This is a genomic window from Streptomyces specialis (assembly GCF_001493375.1).
Lineage (GTDB): Bacteria > Actinomycetota > Actinomycetes > Streptomycetales > Streptomycetaceae > Streptomyces > Streptomyces specialis.
This window is the reverse complement of sequence record NZ_LN929755.1, coordinates 68,229-83,959: the sequence shown is the minus strand read 5'-3', so window position 1 is coordinate 83,959 and position 15,731 is coordinate 68,229. Positions and strand designations below refer to the sequence as shown.

The 15,731-nt window shown below is 69.8% G+C and carries 16 protein-coding genes and 1 pseudogene; 12 read left to right on the top strand and 5 right to left on the bottom strand.

Annotated elements, in window-relative coordinates:
• The first annotated feature begins 9 nt into the window (after positions 1 to 9).
• Positions 10 to 978, top strand: coding sequence for an iron-containing redox enzyme family protein (locus tag BN2279_RS00405; protein ID WP_059005673.1), 969 nt, complete (start codon positions 10 to 12; stop codon positions 976 to 978).
• 4 nt (positions 979 to 982) lie between these two features.
• On the opposite strand, the gene BN2279_RS00400 is transcribed toward BN2279_RS00405, so the two are convergent.
• Entirely contained in the window at positions 983 to 1,195 is a 213-nt protein-coding gene (locus BN2279_RS00400; protein WP_407702166.1) for a CDGSH iron-sulfur domain-containing protein, read from the bottom strand.
• On the bottom strand, positions 1,170 to 1,829 hold the full coding sequence (locus BN2279_RS00395; RefSeq protein WP_059005672.1) for a HemK2/MTQ2 family protein methyltransferase: 660 nt from the start codon (positions 1,827 to 1,829) through the stop codon (positions 1,170 to 1,172). Before BN2279_RS00395 ends, BN2279_RS00400 begins: the two co-directional genes overlap by 26 nt.
• A gap of 116 nt (positions 1,830 to 1,945) precedes the next feature.
• Between BN2279_RS00395 and BN2279_RS00390 the strand changes: the two are divergent.
• From BN2279_RS00390 to BN2279_RS28970, 3 genes and pseudogenes are all read left to right on the top strand, one after another.
• Positions 1,946 to 2,410: pseudogene (locus BN2279_RS00390) on the top strand (DUF4240 domain-containing protein); the annotation flags it as partial.
• 473 nt (positions 2,411 to 2,883) lie between these two features.
• Complete coding sequence (locus BN2279_RS00385) at positions 2,884 to 4,191, top strand: hypothetical protein (RefSeq protein WP_059005671.1); 1,308 nt, start codon at positions 2,884 to 2,886, stop codon at positions 4,189 to 4,191.
• Positions 4,188 to 4,355, top strand: a complete 168-nt coding sequence (locus tag BN2279_RS28970) for a hypothetical protein (RefSeq protein WP_159037011.1) — start codon at positions 4,188 to 4,190, stop codon at positions 4,353 to 4,355. The genes BN2279_RS00385 and BN2279_RS28970 overlap by 4 nt, the downstream gene beginning before the upstream one ends.
• A gap of 243 nt (positions 4,356 to 4,598) precedes the next feature.
• On the opposite strand, the gene BN2279_RS29660 is transcribed toward BN2279_RS28970, so the two are convergent.
• The 3 genes from BN2279_RS29660 to BN2279_RS00370 all read right to left on the bottom strand — a co-directional run bounded on the left by BN2279_RS29660 (position 4,599) and on the right by BN2279_RS00370 (position 6,107).
• Positions 4,599 to 4,847 (bottom strand): type II toxin-antitoxin system RelE family toxin, encoded by a 249-nt coding sequence (locus BN2279_RS29660; protein ID WP_059005670.1) that lies wholly within the window; start codon positions 4,845 to 4,847, stop codon positions 4,599 to 4,601.
• Positions 4,844 to 5,167: a hypothetical protein gene (locus tag BN2279_RS29655; RefSeq protein WP_199827580.1), complete on the bottom strand. Its 324-nt coding sequence runs from the start codon at positions 5,165 to 5,167 to the stop codon at positions 4,844 to 4,846. The genes BN2279_RS29660 and BN2279_RS29655 overlap by 4 nt, the downstream gene beginning before the upstream one ends.
• Positions 5,168 to 5,348: 181 nt before the next feature.
• The gene (locus tag BN2279_RS00370) at positions 5,349 to 6,107 is read right to left on the bottom strand and encodes a helix-turn-helix domain-containing protein (RefSeq protein WP_059005668.1); all 759 of its coding nucleotides are present in this window, start codon (positions 6,105 to 6,107) and stop codon (positions 5,349 to 5,351) included.
• 206 nt (positions 6,108 to 6,313) lie between these two features.
• On the opposite strand from BN2279_RS00370, the gene BN2279_RS00365 reads away from it, so the two are divergent.
• The 8 genes from BN2279_RS00365 (at position 6,314) to BN2279_RS00340 (ending at position 15,407) form a co-directional block, all read left to right on the top strand.
• Positions 6,314 to 7,528, top strand: coding sequence for a helix-turn-helix domain-containing protein (locus BN2279_RS00365; protein WP_059005667.1), 1,215 nt, complete (start codon positions 6,314 to 6,316; stop codon positions 7,526 to 7,528).
• A 63-nt stretch (positions 7,529 to 7,591) separates the two neighbouring features.
• On the top strand, positions 7,592 to 7,942 hold the full coding sequence (locus BN2279_RS00360; RefSeq protein ID WP_234347221.1) for a hypothetical protein: 351 nt from the start codon (positions 7,592 to 7,594) through the stop codon (positions 7,940 to 7,942).
• Positions 7,939 to 8,355 (top strand): DUF7848 domain-containing protein, encoded by a 417-nt coding sequence (locus tag BN2279_RS31645; protein ID WP_456112187.1) that lies wholly within the window; start codon positions 7,939 to 7,941, stop codon positions 8,353 to 8,355. Before BN2279_RS00360 ends, BN2279_RS31645 begins: the two co-directional genes overlap by 4 nt.
• A 392-nt stretch (positions 8,356 to 8,747) precedes the next feature.
• Positions 8,748 to 13,259 (top strand): RHS repeat-associated core domain-containing protein, encoded by a 4,512-nt coding sequence (locus tag BN2279_RS00355; RefSeq protein ID WP_159037010.1) that lies wholly within the window; start codon positions 8,748 to 8,750, stop codon positions 13,257 to 13,259.
• A gap of 17 nt (positions 13,260 to 13,276) precedes the next feature.
• Entirely contained in the window at positions 13,277 to 13,834 is a 558-nt protein-coding gene (locus BN2279_RS00350) for a hypothetical protein (protein WP_059005665.1), read from the top strand.
• An 88-nt stretch (positions 13,835 to 13,922) separates the two neighbouring features.
• Positions 13,923 to 14,450, top strand: a complete 528-nt coding sequence (locus BN2279_RS00345) for an Imm50 family immunity protein (RefSeq protein WP_059005664.1) — start codon at positions 13,923 to 13,925, stop codon at positions 14,448 to 14,450.
• 1 nt (position 14,451) lies between these two features.
• Entirely contained in the window at positions 14,452 to 14,580 is a 129-nt protein-coding gene (locus BN2279_RS30905) for a hypothetical protein (RefSeq protein WP_267887102.1), read from the top strand.
• 404 nt (positions 14,581 to 14,984) lie between these two features.
• Positions 14,985 to 15,407 carry a hypothetical protein gene (locus BN2279_RS00340; protein ID WP_159037009.1) on the top strand — a complete coding sequence of 141 codons (423 nt, stop codon included), beginning with the start codon at positions 14,985 to 14,987 and terminating at the stop codon, positions 15,405 to 15,407.
• Positions 15,408 to 15,731: the final 324 nt, after the last annotated feature.

The following is a 15,731-nucleotide window of genomic DNA, read 5'->3' as shown; positions in this document are numbered from 1 at the left end:
GAGAACGGGATGAAGCTGCCAGCCGCGCGGGGAGAGCTGTCCGCCGCCGTGATCGAGACACTGGGAGGCGGCGGCCTCGCGCTCCCCGGGGAAGTCCCCGAGGACACCGACCCGTACGGGGAGGACCTGCACCTCGCCCTGTACCTCTGCTACGAGCTGCACTACCGGGGCATCGACGGCGTGGACGACGGCTGGGAGTGGGACCCCGACCTGCTGCGGCTGCGCGGCGGGCTCGAACGCCGGTTCCTCGACGCCCTGCGGCGGGACGTGCCCGTGCACGACGATGTGGCGTCCGCGCTGGAGGAGCTGCTGGTCGAGCCCGTCCACGGGACCGGCGTCTCCCACTACCTGCGGGAGGAGGGCGAGAAGTGGCACCTGCGGGAGTACGTGGCGCTGCGGTCGCTCTACCACCTCAAGGAGGCCGATCCGCACGCCTGGGCCATCCCCCGGCTGACCGGCCGGGCCAAGGCCGGACTGGTCGCCGTCGAGTACGACGAGTTCGGCTCCGGGCGCGCCGAACGGGTCCACGCCAAGCTGTTCGCCGACCTGATGACCGACCTCGGTCTCGACCCCGCCTACGGCCGCTACCTGGAGCCCGCGACGGCCGAACTGCTGGCCACCGTCAACCTCATGTCCCTGCTCGGCCTGCGCCGCTCCCTGCGCGGCGCGCTCGTGGGGCACTTCGCGGCCGTGGAGATCACCTCCTCACCCGGCTCGCGGCGGCTCGCCCAGGCGATGGAACGGGCCGGGGCCGGGCCGGCCGCCGTCCACTTCTACGCCGAGCACGTGGAGGCCGACGCCGTGCACGAGCAGATCGTGCGCCGCGAGGTCATCGGCGGGCTGCTCGCCGAGGAGCCCGAACTGGAGCCGGACGTGGTGTTCGGCCTCGACGCCACCGGCTGGCTGGAGGACCGGCTCGGCGAACGGCTCCTCGCCGCCTGGCGCGCGGGCGACTCCGCGCTGCGGGTGCCCCTGTGAGGGGTCACTCCCGCACGCGGCGGCGGTGGCTCGTGTCGCAGAACGGCGCGATGCGGCTGCGGCGGCACGTGCACAGCGCGACCACCGGGCGGTCGGAGCGGACGGTGGTGCCGTCCTCGCGGACGAACTCCACCGGCCCCTCCACCAGCATCGGGCCGCCCGGCTCCTGCCAGACCCGGGTCGGCGTCTCGTCAGACGACGCGTTCGGCGCGGACAACGGCCAGCTCCTCCTCGTTCTGTTCCGGTCCGAGCAGGCCCCGGTCGCGCAGCCACGCGGCGCGGGCCCGCATCACCGGCCCGAACGGAACGGCGAGGCGATCGGTGACCTCCGCCCGCAGCCGTTCCTTCTCCAGCATCTTCACCGTGAGCTCCGGATCGCAGAGCCCGGAGTGGACGATCAGCACCACACCGCCCGGCCGCAGCAGCGACGGCACACCGGCGCAGAGGCGGTCCAGCAGCTCACGCCCGTCCGTCCCCGCGTCCCAGGCGCGGCTCAGCCCGCGCCGGGGCGCGTCGCCGTCCGGCGCGGGCACGTACGGCGGGTTGGCGAGCACGAGGTCGAACGTCCGCCCGGCCACCGGGGCCAGGAGGTCACCGTGCTCGACCCGCACCGGCAGCCGGGACAGCGCGGCGTTGACCCTCGCCGTGAGGACGGCGCGACGCGAGGTGTCAACGGCCGTGACACGGGCGCCTGTTCCGTGCCGGGCCGCCGCCAGGGCCAGCGCCCCCGTCCCGGTGCCCACGTCGAGCACGCGGGCCCCCGTGCCCAGACGCTCGCGCACCAGCGCTCTCTTGAGCAGAAACGTGTCGTGCTGCGGCGCGTACACCCCGGGGGGCTTGAGGAGAACCATGAACCTCCGGATACCCGGTAATCACACCCCAAAGCATGGCAGAGTGTGAGGAACCGATCCCGGCGGAATGAGGCGTTCCGGCCGCGATGTCCGGCGCCCGGCGTAGGATCCCGGCCATGGAGGGCGAGGTCTGGTGGGCGCTCATCGAAGCGGCCCGGTCCGCGGTCGGCGACCGCGCCGACGACCGGGACCGGCCCGACGACCCCCTGCCCGGCGCGCTCACCGACCAACTCGCCGCGCTGGAGCCGCGCGAGATCGCCGCGTTCGCGCTGTGGGCCATCGACCGGCAGGACTGCGCCTACCGCTACCCCCTGTGGAACGCGGCCCGGCTCATCGAAGGCGGCTGCGGCGACGACGGCTTCATGGACTTCAGGGACGGGCTGATCCTGCTGGGCGGCGACACGTTCGGCGCGGCCGTACGGGACCCGGACTCCCTGGCCGCCCTCCCCATCGTCGGCAGGATGGCCCGCGGCGAGGGCGGCTGGATCGGCTACCAGTCACTGAGCGCCCCGATCCGCGAGGCATACCTCCGCGTCACCGGCGAAACCCACACCCTGCGGTCCACCCTGGAAGCAACCCTTATCCCTGCTTGGTTTTTTTTTTGCACACAGAAGCCGGCATACGATATTTCTGCCTGCCCCGGGGGCTGGGAGAGGTGTAAAAGAGCCGGGCTGGTCACCGCGAGCGCCTGCGGCGACAGCGACACCCCCGACGCCGCGCCCGGTCCCACGTCCGGCTCCGCGCCCGCCGAGACGCCCGCCGGAACGCCCACCGAGCCGTCGCCGTCACCCGAGGCCACGGTCATCAGCCGCGACGTCGAGGGCTCCGAGGTGCGCGGCGGCGACGACACGGTCTCCGTCGAACGGGGCGAGGAGGTCACCCTGCGGGTCACCACCGACACCGCCGACGAACTCCACGTCCACGGCTACGACCTGAGCGCCGACGTCGCGCCCGGCACCCCCGCGACCCTCACGTTCACCGCCGACATCCCCGGCGTCTTCGAGGTGGAACTGCACGGCGCGCACCTCCTGGTCGTCCGCATCGAGGTCGGGTGATGGACCTCGCGCACGGCCTGGGAGGCCGCTCCGATCTCGCCCTCCCGCTCTGGCTGGCGCTGGGCGGCGGAGTCGTCGCCCTCCTGGTGTCCTTCCTCGCCCTCGCCGTCTTCTGGAAACGGCCACGGCTCCGGGGGGCGCGGGCCGGCCGTCCGCTGCCGCCGCGCGTGCGGCGGGCGGCCGACGCCCCCGCCACCCGGCGGGCGCTGCGCGGGCTCGGCCTCGCGCTCTTCGCCGTCTTCCTGACCGTCGCCTGGGCCGGACCCGACGCGGCCGACGTCAACCCCGCGCCCACCTGGTTCTACGTGTGGTTCTGGGTCGGGCTCGTCCCCGCGTCCCTGCTGTTCGGCCCGGTCTGGCGGCTCCTCAACCCCCTGCGGACCCTCGCCGCCGGACTCGCCCTCGTACGGCGCGGACGCCCGCCGCGCCCGGCGCCCGACTGGCTCGGACCCGCCGCCGCGGTGACGGGCCTGCTCGCGTTCCTCTGGCTGGAACTGGTTTACGACCACTCCGAATCGCCGCGCGCCGTCGCCGCGTTCGTCCCCGGATACGCGCTGCTGCACACCGTCGCCGGAGCGGTGTTCGGCCCCCGCTGGTTCGGGCGCGCCGACGGCTTCGAGGCGTACTCCTCGCTGGTGGCCGCCGCAGCGCCGTTCGGCCGCCGGGCCGACGGCACGCTCGTCCTGCGCGACCCCTTCGACGGGCTGGCGGCCCTGCCGCGCTCCCGCGCCCTGACCGCCAACGTGCTGGTGCTGCTCGGCTCCACCGCGTTCGACGGCCTCACCCGCACCCCCGTCTGGAGCGACCTAATCCGGGGCACCGCCCGCGCCCCCTACCTGCTGCTGGGCACCGCCGGACTGCTCGGCTGCGTCGCCGCCGTCACCGGGGTCTACGTCCTCGCGGTCCGCGTCAGCCTGCCCTACCTGCGGCGGTCGCCGCACCCGTACACCGAGTTCAGCCACTCGCTGATCCCCATCGCGATCGGCTACACCGTCGCGCACTACTTCTCGTTCGCCCTCTTCCAGGGCCAGCAAGGCGTCCTCCTCGCCAACGACCCGTTCGGGCGCGGCTGGAACCTCCTCGGCACGCAAGGCGAGCGGGTCGACTACCTCCTGGTGTCCACCACCGCCATCGCCTGGACGCAGATCGCCGCCATCGTGCTGGGCCACGTGGCGGGCGTGGCCTCCGCGCACGACCGCGCGGTACGGCTGATGCCGCGCCGGCACGCGGGAGTCGGGCAGTTCCCCCTGCTCGCCGCCATGATCGGCTACACCACCGCCGGAATCGCCCTGCTGGCCGGCGTATGAACGGTCGTCGCGCGGACCTCGCGAGGGAGCAGCTCATCACCCTCGCCCACCAGGGCGGCTGGGACGAGATCACCGCCGCCGTCGCCGGACCGCTCCTGGTCATCGGCGTCCTCGGCTGGATCCTGTCTCTTATCCACCTCTCACGCTTCCGTTGCAGACTTTAGCTTAGAACTTGAGTTTTACCAGTTATTTTATAGCACCCCCACAGGTTGTAGCATATGTGTGTTTTTTTTTTTTCAAGCAGAAGCCGGCATACGATATTTCTGCCTGTCTCGTGGGCTCGGAAATGTGTATAAGAGGCAGCCTTCGGCGAGAACTGGCCCCCCCACGACGAAACCCGAACCCGCCACCACCTCCCGAACCTGGCCACCCTGTTCCTCGACTGAGTTCGAGGACTGTTCGCCGGATCAGTTTCTGCGCCCCACGGTCTGAATCTCCAGGATGACCGGCCTGTTCTGCTTGATCCTGTAGAAGATCCGGTAATGGCCCACGTGGATGCGCAAATGATCGGGCCCGTAGGGATGGGCCCCGGCCGGGCGCGGGTTCTTCGCCAGGAGGTTCACGGAGTCCAGCACCATGTCGATGCCTTTGGGGTCGTCTTGGCGGTACCGCTTCATGGCGGTCTTGGCCTGCGGTAACCACTCGACCGCGCTCACGGGCCCGTTCCCTCTCCGCGCAGTTCGGCGAGGAAGTCCTCGTGCGAGGTGGGTTCGACCCCGTTGAGGCGGCAGATCTCGTTCAGGGCGAGGGCCAGCGCGTCGCGCAGGTCTTCCCAGTCCTGGGCGCTGACCAGCAGCGCCGACGGGTTGTCCGGCGAGGCGAAGGATTTCAGCTCCATCCGATACCGCTTCCCGGCGACCTCGGCGACGAGGTCGTCCAAGCGGCCGGCCGCCTCCCCGACCGGCATGCTGCCGTCCGGGGCGGTCACCGTGTTGTCTCTGATCCCTTGCAACAGGGCGGCGATGGCGTCGTTCACCGGGCGCTCCATGTGGTCTGCGGTGGGGATGCTCAGCGTCCCACGGCCGGCGGCCCGGTTGATGTGTCCGGTCTTCTCCGGGAGGGGCGCGCGGAGGCATGCGTCAGGGCGCGGCACGACACATCCGCGCACCTGGCGGGCGGAGCCCGGGACTCGCCCGCTGTGTGCGGTCCGTTGTCCGTCAGGTGGGGGGCCGGTTGTATTGCTGCATGGTGGCCTTGGAGGTCGAGGGGTCCTGGAAGACCAGTTCCCACGGTCCGGTGTTGATGTCGAACTCCTTGCCGAAGCCGACCCACTTGCCGGACATCCTCCGGTCGGTCAGCTCGATCACGAGCTGTATGGCGCCGTGGTAGCGGGCGCCCCGGTAGTAGCTGTCGGGGGCGGTCTGCTCCGACCACGTACCGGTCGCCACCTTGCCGTCGACCTCCAGGTCGATCGTCAGGGAGGAATCGGACGAGCCGGGAAGGCTGCGGACAGTGAGCTTGCCGCCGTGCTGGAGCACGACCACGTGGTGCAGGCCGGTGTGCTTCTCGCCGCGTCCCGAGCTGAAGTACTCGTAGCGCGACAGCCAGATGCCGGAGTAGTTAGCGCGGGCGCGGGGCGCGGCGGACGGCTGGGCCCGGGGGACCGGTGACGCCGCGGCCGGGATGCCCTCCGGGGAGGTCTCGACGTCGTGCCCGCCCCGTCCGTCGCCGGTCACCCGGGCCAGGGGCACGGGAGTCGCGAAGCCGAGCACTTCGATCGGGACTCCGGTCACCTGCTCCAGCGCGCGGGCGTGGGTCGGGCGCGGAGTGCCGGTCGTCCCCGCCTCCCAGCGCTGCACCAGCCGCTTCGACGCTCCGGGGATACCTGCCGCGCGCAGTGCCTTGGCGAAGTCGTCCTGACTCATCAACAGGCCCATGCGGACGGCCTTCAGTGCGGAGTTGGGTGTCGCGCTCATGCACGGCACGGTAGAAGCAATCCGGAGAAATGTCACCGGAATGACGCCCTGGACGGCACCGTGAAGACACCGTCCCGCGTCCAGGGCCGGTCACCGTGTTGTCTCTGATTCCTCGCAACAATCGATCTGCGGTGGGGAATCGCGGGGCCAGGCTCGGGAAAGCAGACGGCGGCAGGGGCGGGCATGGTGGGCGTAGCCTCGGTGTCATGGCAGTTGAGCATCTGGGGGACCGCCTGACGCGGTTGCGTCGGCTGGCGGATCTCACGCCAGAGGCGCTGGCCGCGAAGTCCGGGGTGTCGGCGGATGTGGTCCGGAAGCTGGAACAGAAACGCAAGCACTCCGCCCGGCTGCCCACCTTGCACGCCCTGGCCAGGGGGCTCGGAGTGGAGGTCACCGCGCTGCTGGGCGACCCGCCCGGTGTGCCGTCGAACGGTGACGCCGAACCTCCGGCCTTGATAGCGGTACGCCGCGCCATCATGCCGCCCCTGTTCGCTCCTCCGCCGGAGCCCACCGGGGCGGAGACGCTGTCGCTCGGGCTGCTGCGCGCGGAGATCACCGACGGCTGGACCCTCTACCACGCCGCCGAGTTCGACAGGCTCATGCAGGTGTTGCCGGGCATCATCGCCGATGCCCAGCTCGCCGCCGCTGTCGGCAGCGCCGAAGAACGGGCCAAGGGGCAGGCGGCCTTGGCCAAGACCCTGCAACTCGCCGGCCATCTGGCCATTCGCATGGGGAAGACCGACCTGGCCCTGATCAGCCTGGAGCGGGCCATGAACGCCGCGCAGGCGTCTTCCGACCCCCTCCTCGCTCCGATGATCTGCAACTCGGTGGCCTGGGCATATCAGCGTCAGAATCGCCTGGACGACGCGGAACGCCTGGCCGTGTCCGCTGCCGATCAGGTCGAGAACGCGCACGGTGACACGGCCGAGGGACTCCGGGTGTGGGGCGGTCTCCTCATGTCGGCGGCCACCAGCGCCGCCCGGAGCGGGGACTACGACCAGGCCAGCGACATGATGACCACCGCCGAGCGTGCGGCCGGGCGGCTCAGCACCCTTCCGCCCCCGGTGAACGGGAAGATGGTGTCCGTCTTCAGCCGATCGTCGGTACGGATCGAGCGCGTGAGACTGGCCGTTCAGCACGCCCGACCGGAGGAAGCGCTGAGCCTCGCCCGTGGGATGCGGCTCAGCCAGGACACGCCGCCGTCATGGCGTACCTGGCTGCTGCTGGACGTGGCGCGGGCCCACACGGACATGGGAGACGCGGCCGGGGCGGTGAAGGTCCTGGAAGCTTTGCGCCGGGTCGCACCCGTCTGGATGCGACACCACGCGCTGGCCGTCGCCATCGTGACGGACCTGTGGGCCGGCCCCGCACGCCCCCCGGGCCTGCGAAAGCTGGCACAGTTTCTGGGAGTCGCGCAGTAACGTGGCGTAACTGGGACGTTACGTCCCTGGGCGGCGCCGCCATGGTCCAGGACCCTGGTGGACATGGGGAACAGCGAGCAGGCTCAAGCTTCCCCGCTCATGGAGTTGATCAGCCAGGGCCAGGCTCCCGAAGGCGCGCGGCTGTTGCCGTGGCCGGGCGAGGACGGTGGTCCTTGCTTCCTCTCCCCGGAGGGCGAGGGCGGGGAACTGGCGTCGTTGGCCGATCAGACGGAGACCATTCAACTGGCCACCGGTGCCGAGGCGTTGCGGCACCTTCGGTCGATACTCGACGACCCCGCCATGTCGGCCGAACACCTGCGCTTCGCGGCCAAGCAGCTCGCGCAGTGTCTGTGCCGAGTGTTACGGGTCGCGGAAAGCAGAGGTGCCCGGCTGACACGGGGTGATCTGCCATGAGCCATGCGGTGATCAGGGGCGCCGAGTGGGTGGTGAGCGCGGAACGTGCCGAATGTGCGCCGGACGGCCTCTACGGGGCACGGTGCCTGCGGTGCGGTGCGGGATCACCGCTGTCGGACAACGACCCGAAGCCGGTGGGCATGTGGGCACTTGACCATACGCGGTGGCTCGGGTTGGAACACAGTCAGTTCGTCGTGACGTCACAGCGGCATTGGCGCGTCGATCCGGCACTCCCGGTCGCCCGGGTGAAACGCCCCGACCAGGCTCGTTCACCCCGCGCCCACGCCCGGCCGCGTGGGGGGCTCCGGCGGTCGGGCCGGAGAGCGATGCGATCACTGGGCCGCCGGCTGGTGGCGATAGCGGCGCGCTGGCTGCCCATCCTGACCGCGGCTCGCGGCGGGGACCGCACGTAGTCCCGTTCTGCCGACTCCCACACGACCGGGGTAGCTGACAGTCCCGCGTGTGGGCCGGTGGTGTTCCGACCGGGTGTGCCCGAGCAGTGGCAGACGTGCCACGTTCCTGAGCCGACGGGCTCGATGCTCCGGGCCTGGTCCGCCCTTGGCTGGGTGCCGCGTTATGCGGTGAGGGCATCACCATGGCTCCGCCCGTCCGTCTTTCCTTCGTTCCCGGGCGGGCGGGGCTTTCCGCTGGGTGGCTTGCCGTGCATGGGCCGGTTTGCTTCGCGTTGCGACTGTGTGCGGGTTCCGGTCTGTCCAGGATCTGTGACAGGACCGCTGTCGAACGGGGAAGATCGTTCGCTTAACGTTGCCCTGATCAACGCACGCGGTGGCTGGGGGAAATGCACATGGCGCGTCCTTCTGACTGGAGTCCGCTGGACATGGACTCGGATCCGACGCCGGGGAATCCGGACGAGGTCCGTGAACTGGCGGAGGAGCTGCAGACGTTCGCGGACGATGTCGGTGAAGCTCTCGGCAGGATCCGGGGGATGGCGTCGGACCGTGCGGTGGCGGACTGGTCGGGGTTGTCGGCGACCGCGTTCCGCAGCGAGTTCGACGGGGTGCCGGAGAACCTGACCAAGTTGCAGACGTCGTACGACATGGCGGCGGACGCGCTGGCGCGGTACTGGCCGGAGTTGCAGACCGCGCAGGGCATGGCGGACCGCGCGCTGGAGCGCGCGATCGCCGCGCAGGCCGATCTTTCCGCCGCGCAGGCGCAGTTGACGGACGCGGAGGACTGGGTCTCCCGGGCCGGGGAGGAGGCCGAACGCCTGGAGGAGGAGGGGGACGCGCCCGAGCCGCCGTCGGAGGAGGACGTCCGTAACGCGGTGCGGGACCGGCAGGCGGCGGACGCCGCTGCCGGGGCGGCGCGGGACCGGGTCGCGACGGCCGAGGACAATCTGGCCGCCGCCCGCGAACTGGCCGAACAGGCGCGCGGGTTGCGTGAGGATGGCGCGCGGGTGTGTGCTTCGGCGATCGATGAGGCGTCGGACGCTGGTATCCAGAACCGGAAGTGGTGGGAGAAGGCGTTCAAGTGGGTCCAGGACAACTGGGACACCATCGTCGAGGTATGCAAGATCATCGTCGCCGTCCTCGGCGTTGTGGTGATGATCATCGGCGGGCCGCTGGCCTGGGTCGTACTGGCCGCCGCGCTGATCGTGCTGGCCGACACCCTCGTCAAATACGCAAAAGGCCAGGCCACCCTGCTGGACGTGGCGTTCGCCGCCCTGGACTGCATCCCCGGCATGAAGGGCCTGACCACCCTCGGCGGCCTCGCCCGAGGCGCACGCTCCCTGGCCACCACCGGCCTGCGCGGCATGCGGCAAGGGGCGTTGCGGCTGGGGCGGCAGACCCGCCGGCAAGCCACCGAGATGGACGGGCGCAACCTGTGCGGTGACCCGGTGGACATGGCCACCGGCGAGCTGGTGATGTCCGCGACGGATGTCGAACTGCCCGGTGTCCTGCCGCTGATCCTGGAACGCCACCACATCTCCAGCTACCGCTCGGGCCGCTGGTTCGGCACCTCCTGGGCCTCGACGCTGGACCAGCGCCTGGTGCTGGACGAGTACGGCGCCCGGCTGTTCACCGCCGACGCCCTGACCCTGCTCTACCCGCGCCCCATCCCCGGCGACCAGGCCATGCCGGTCGAACCCCCCCGCTCCCGCCTGTCCTCGGACGGGCAGCCCCGCACCCCGCTGGCCATCCACCAGCGCCACACCGGCCGCACCCTGCACTTCGCCGCCGTCCCCGGCCGCCCCGGCAGCGAACTGCCGCTGACCGCGATCACCGACCGCAACACCAACCGCATCCGCGTCGCATACGACGAAACCGGCGCACCCACCGACGTCATCCACGACGGCGGCTACCACCTCGGCATCACCACGACGGACGGCCGCGTCACCGAACTGCGCCTGCTCAACGACCCCGACCAGCCGGTCCTCCTGCGCTACGGCTACGACAACGCCGGCCTGCTCTGCGAGGTCTACAACTCCTCCGGCCTGCCACTGAAGTTCTCCTACGACGACCACCACCGCCTGGCCAAGTGGGAGGACCGCAACGGCTACTGGTACTCCTACGAGTACGACACGGAAGGCCGCTGCGTATACACCACCGGCACCGACCGCGTCCTGGAATACCGCTACACCTACGACACCGACAACAACCGCACCACAGCGATCAACTCCCTCGGCCACGCCACGGTCTACCAGTTCAACGACAGCTACCAGCTCATCGCCCAAACCGACCCCCTCGGCAACACCACCCACCGGCAATTCGACCGCTACGACCGCGCCCTCACCATCACCGACCCCCTCGGCCGCACGGCCCGGTACCAGCACGACGACCATGGGGACGTGGTCGCCGTCGTCAGGCCCGACGGGCAGACGACGCGGATCGCCTACAACGAGCTCGGGCTGACCACCGAGGTGACCCAGCCGGACGGGGCGACGTGGCGGCAGGCGTACGATGCGGCCGGCAACTGCACAGTTCTCCTCGACCCCGCGGGGAACCGGACCCGTTACACGTACGATCGCCATGGTGGCCTGACGACCATCGCTGACCCGCAGGGGAGGACCACGCGGGTCCGCTGCGATGCCACCGGTCTGCCCACGGCCGTCATCGATCCCCAAGGCGAGGTGACTCGCTATGCGCGCGATGCCTTCGGCCGCGTCAGGGAGATCACCGACCCGCTGGGTGCGGTCACCCGCATGGAGTGGACTGTCGAGGGCAAGCCCCGGCGCATGGTCGATCCGCTCGGCGGAGTCCGCGTCTGGTCCTGGGACGGCGAAGGGAACTGCCTGACGAGCACCGATGAGAACGGTGCCGTCTCCACGACCGACTACGGGGCGTTCGACCTCCCCACGCGGCGAGTCGGACCTGATGGCGTGCGCTACGCCTTCCTGCGCGACACCGAACTCCGGCTCACCCAGGTCGTTCGCCCGGACGGCCTGACCTGGGACTACACCTACGATGCCGCGGGACGTCTGGTCTCCCAGAGCGACTTCGACGGCCGCGTGACCACGTATGTCCACGATGCGGCCGGCCAGATCGTCACCCGCACCAATGCGGCCGGACAAACGGTCTCCTACCGGCATGATGTCCTGGGCCGCGTCGCGGAGAAGACCGTCGGCGACGAAGTGGTCACCTTCACCCGGGACCTCCTGGGTCGTGTCGTGCGCGCGACCAGTCCGGGTACCGACCTTGTGCGTGAGTACGACCGCAGTGGCCTCATGACGATGGAATCCGTCAACGGCCGTGCGATGCGACTGACGTACGACGAGAACGGGCGGGTCCTCACCCGCACGACGCCCTCGGGCCGGACCAGCGCCTGGACTTATGACGAGACGGGCCGGGCGTCGGCGTTGACGATGGACGGCTGGAACGTCGTCTTCGGATACGACGCGGCGGGCCGGCAGATCTCCCGGCGTGTCCAGGACAGTCTTGCCATGACCATGCAGTGGGACCCCGCAGGGCGTCTCACCGGCATCCTGGGGACCAACTCCCAGGGCAGGGTCACGACCGAGCGTTCCTATGCCTACCGGGCGGACCACTATGTGCGCTCGATGACGGAATCGGGAGTCACGACCGACTTCGCTCTCACGGCGAGCGGACGGGTGACGGCGGTGACGGGGCCGCGAAGCGGCGAAGAGTACGCCTACGCGTCCTCCGGCGATCAAGTGACGGCCCACTGGCCGGAGAACCCGGAGGCCACCGGCGAACGCACCTACACCGGCACGCGACTGACCGGGGCCGGAACCGTGCGTTACGCGTACGACACGGCCGGGCGGACCGTGCTCCGGCAGAAGACCAGGCTGTCCAAGAAGCCGGGCACATGGCGATACGAATGGGACGCGGAGGACCGTTTGTCCGCGGTCACCACTCCCGACGGAACGCGCTGGATTTATCTGTACGACGCGTTCGGTCGCCGTTCGGCGAAACTGCGGCTTGCCGATGACGGTGTGACCGTTCTCCAGCGCGTCGATTTCACCTGGCATGACGCCGCGCTCATCGAGCAGACGACCACCGGCCCCGAAGGCAGCCGACCGGTCAGCATCACCTGGGAATACGACGGCACCCACCCGGTCATACAGGCCGAGAGCAGCGAACAAGAAGAGTTCGACACCCGGTTCTACGCCATCGTCACCGATCTCATCGGCACTCCTTCCCAGCTTGTGGATGCCGACGGCGGAGTGGTGTGGCATTCCCGGGCCACTGTCTGGGGGGCCGAACTTCCCGGCTCGGGAAACTCTGCAGGAATGCCGCTGAGGTTCCCGGGCCAGTATGCCGACGAGGAGACCGGTTGGCATTACAACTATCACCGGCACTACGATCCGGACACCGGTCGCTATGTCACCCCGGACCCTCTGGGGCTGGCTCCCGCGCCGAACCCCTACGGCTACGTCCACAACCCGCTCACGTGGGCGGATCCGCTCGGCCTGGCGGCCCACCCCGGCACCACCCCGGGGTTCCGGAGGCAGACCGACCACCGGCTGAGCCGGCGGATGCACGTGGACGCCAACGGCAACGTGACCATCAGTGGTCGGCAGCACCTCTACGTCAACCTCAGTGGCGATATCACCCACACCCTCAACTTCCGTAATGGAGCAGGGGAGATCGTTGCCTTTGATGTCCAGGATTCATTTATCGACCAGATACGCCGGACCGCGATTCCCCAAGAAAATCCTGTTCTGGAAAATGGGCAGAAAATGTTCACGGACAGTGAGTGGCGGGAACTCAAGAGAGTGTGCCCGGAAATCTCCGACCCGACGCGGGGGACGGACCTGTATGGCCTGCCGGGCAGCATGCTAGGTGATTTCCAAAATGCTATCGTTCCCGGCTCTGGTAGGATCATCTCAGGTTGAGAGCAGGGGCGATCACGATGCTGGAATATGAAGAAGAACTCGCGCAGGAGAAAAGCAGGATCGCGCACCGTCCGGCAGATCATGCGGGTGTGCCGGAGCTGGCTTTCTTCGATGTGCAGGTCACCGTCGGCGAAGAGGAATATGCGCGGCGCATGCGCGAGGTGCTGAACGCCGCGCTGGATGTCGCCATGACCGCGTCCTTCGACGAGCCGCTGCCAACTGCCGGAATCCCCGAATGGTTCGCGTGCGCCTCGACCTGGAAAGCAGAGAACGCGCCTGATTTCGCTGTCTCTGGCCGCGAGCGTTATCTGACTCATCCGGGCACCAGCGGCATCTGGATGTTGTCGGACTGGCTCTCGAGATTTGAGCCTGAATTCGGGATGAGGGGTTGGGCCTGGTGGGACCTCACCAGGCCGGCTCCGGCTCATCTCCGCATCTGGGTCGATTGCGGGACCGAGTCTTTTTTCGCCCACCTCGACCTGCTGTGGCTCGCGTACACCTGTGGCGCGGCGGCCATCACGCCCCCGCACCTCGCGGACGCCACGGAATGGGCCGCGCAACCCACGTTCGACTGAACGCGGCGGAGTACTACGGCACGTTTCCCCAGGCTCCGGACGGCCTGCTGGGGAGCCTCATCGAGAACGAGAGGAAAGCGGTCATCCGATGATCGCCCCCGCCTCACCCTGGGCCGACCTGCTCGCCGAGCGCGAGCGGATCGATCGGTACTACAGCGATGTGCCGCCGCTGGACGGCGTGGTGCTCCGGTCGGTCCGGCTCGATCGTGCCGGGCCCACGGTGGTGTTGCGGCTGGATCTGCCGGAGTTTCCCGACCGGCCGGAGCGGGAGTGGGTGGCGGCGGGATGCGACCGGTTGCAGTGCCAGATCCGTTTCCTCGCCGCCGAGGACGTGCGGGTGATGGGCTGGCCGTTCCCGGTGGGTGTGGACGTGGTGATCGAGGCGGTGGAGCCCGTCGAGCACCGGCGGGTCGCCGTCACCGCCCGCGCCCGGTCCGGCGGGGCGGAGGTGGTGCGGTTCGTCTGCAACGCGTCCCTCGCGGTGGGCCACTTCGCCGCCTACCGGGCGGCGGACGGCGACGGTGGCCCGTACCTGCACGCCGGACGCGTGGACCGGATCCGGCTCGGCACGCGGCTCCCGGAACCGACCGACACGGTGTACTACGAAAGGCTCTGAGATGACGGACACGGGCATCATCTCCGTCCACTTCGACGAACGCGACCGCTCGGTGACCGTCAGCACCCGGCATCAGGGTCTGCCGGCCGACGCGCCCGCCGAGTGGCGGGAGCGGGGCTTCAACTCCTAGGAGGAGCACACCGTTTACACCTCGGTCGACGCGCTGAGCGTCGAGGGCTGGACCCATCTGCCCGTCGAACGCTGGGAGTCGGCGGACCTGCCGGACTCCCGGCAGGCCGTCGTGCTCACCGGACCCGGCACGTCGATCCGCTTCCACGCCGACGCCGACGTCACCCACCACCGCCGAGGACTGCTGACCGGCAGCTTCTGACCCACCGCCCGAGCCCGGCTACAGGCCGGCCCGGGCCTGGCCTTCGCCGTCGGCACCCGGACGGCGTTGTCTTCTCGCCGACCTGCCCGCCGGGGCACCGACGCGGACATCAATCAAGCCCGCGATCGCGCCCTGGACCTGCTCGATGACAGCGACCCGCGCACCCGGGACGTCTGGAGTCGGTGAGCCCGCACGGTCAGGTGGTGGGCTTCGAGAATGTCGTCGACGGCACGTGGAAACGGTTCCGCATCGACCACGACCCGAGCAAGGGACCGCACCTCCACGTGGAGATCGATCGAGGACCCGACGCCCGGCGTCATGCTCAACGCGCTGAGCAGGCTGAACCGGTGAGTGCGGCGGGGCACTACGGCACGTTCCCCCAGGCCCCGGACGGCCTCTTGGGAAGCCTCACCGAGGAGGAGCGGGCGGAAGCGGTCGTCCTCACATGGCCGGAGAGCGAGGAGTTCTACGGTCTGAGTCTGCGGTCCCCGCCACCCGCTGGGGAGTTCTCGACCGGGACGGTCGCCCCTGCCTTGAGCAGGTCTTCATCGAGGACTGAGCCCAGGGCGGGCGGCGGCCCGCGGGACTCGTTCGGAGTCACGTCGGCGGTGACTCGCTCGCGGTGATCACGTGGGGGGATCTCGCCGTTCCGTCCGCCGCCTTTCCGGCCCGGCGAAGCGGGACGGCCGCGCGGGCCGGACCCGGTGATCCTGGGCGCCGTGCGGGTGGACGCCGATTGCAAAGCCGGGGAGAATGGGATATTCCGTTTCCGGGACACCCTGTCTCCTCACCCGTACCAGGACATCGGCGAAGTCCGCGATGACCTCGCCGCCCGCACCGCCACTGTCCTGAGTCCCGGCCGGCGTACCACGCGGGGAGCTGCGCGTGGTGCGCGCAGGGCGATGCTCTCATGGCATCGCCGAACACCGGATTGTCATAGATACCCCCTA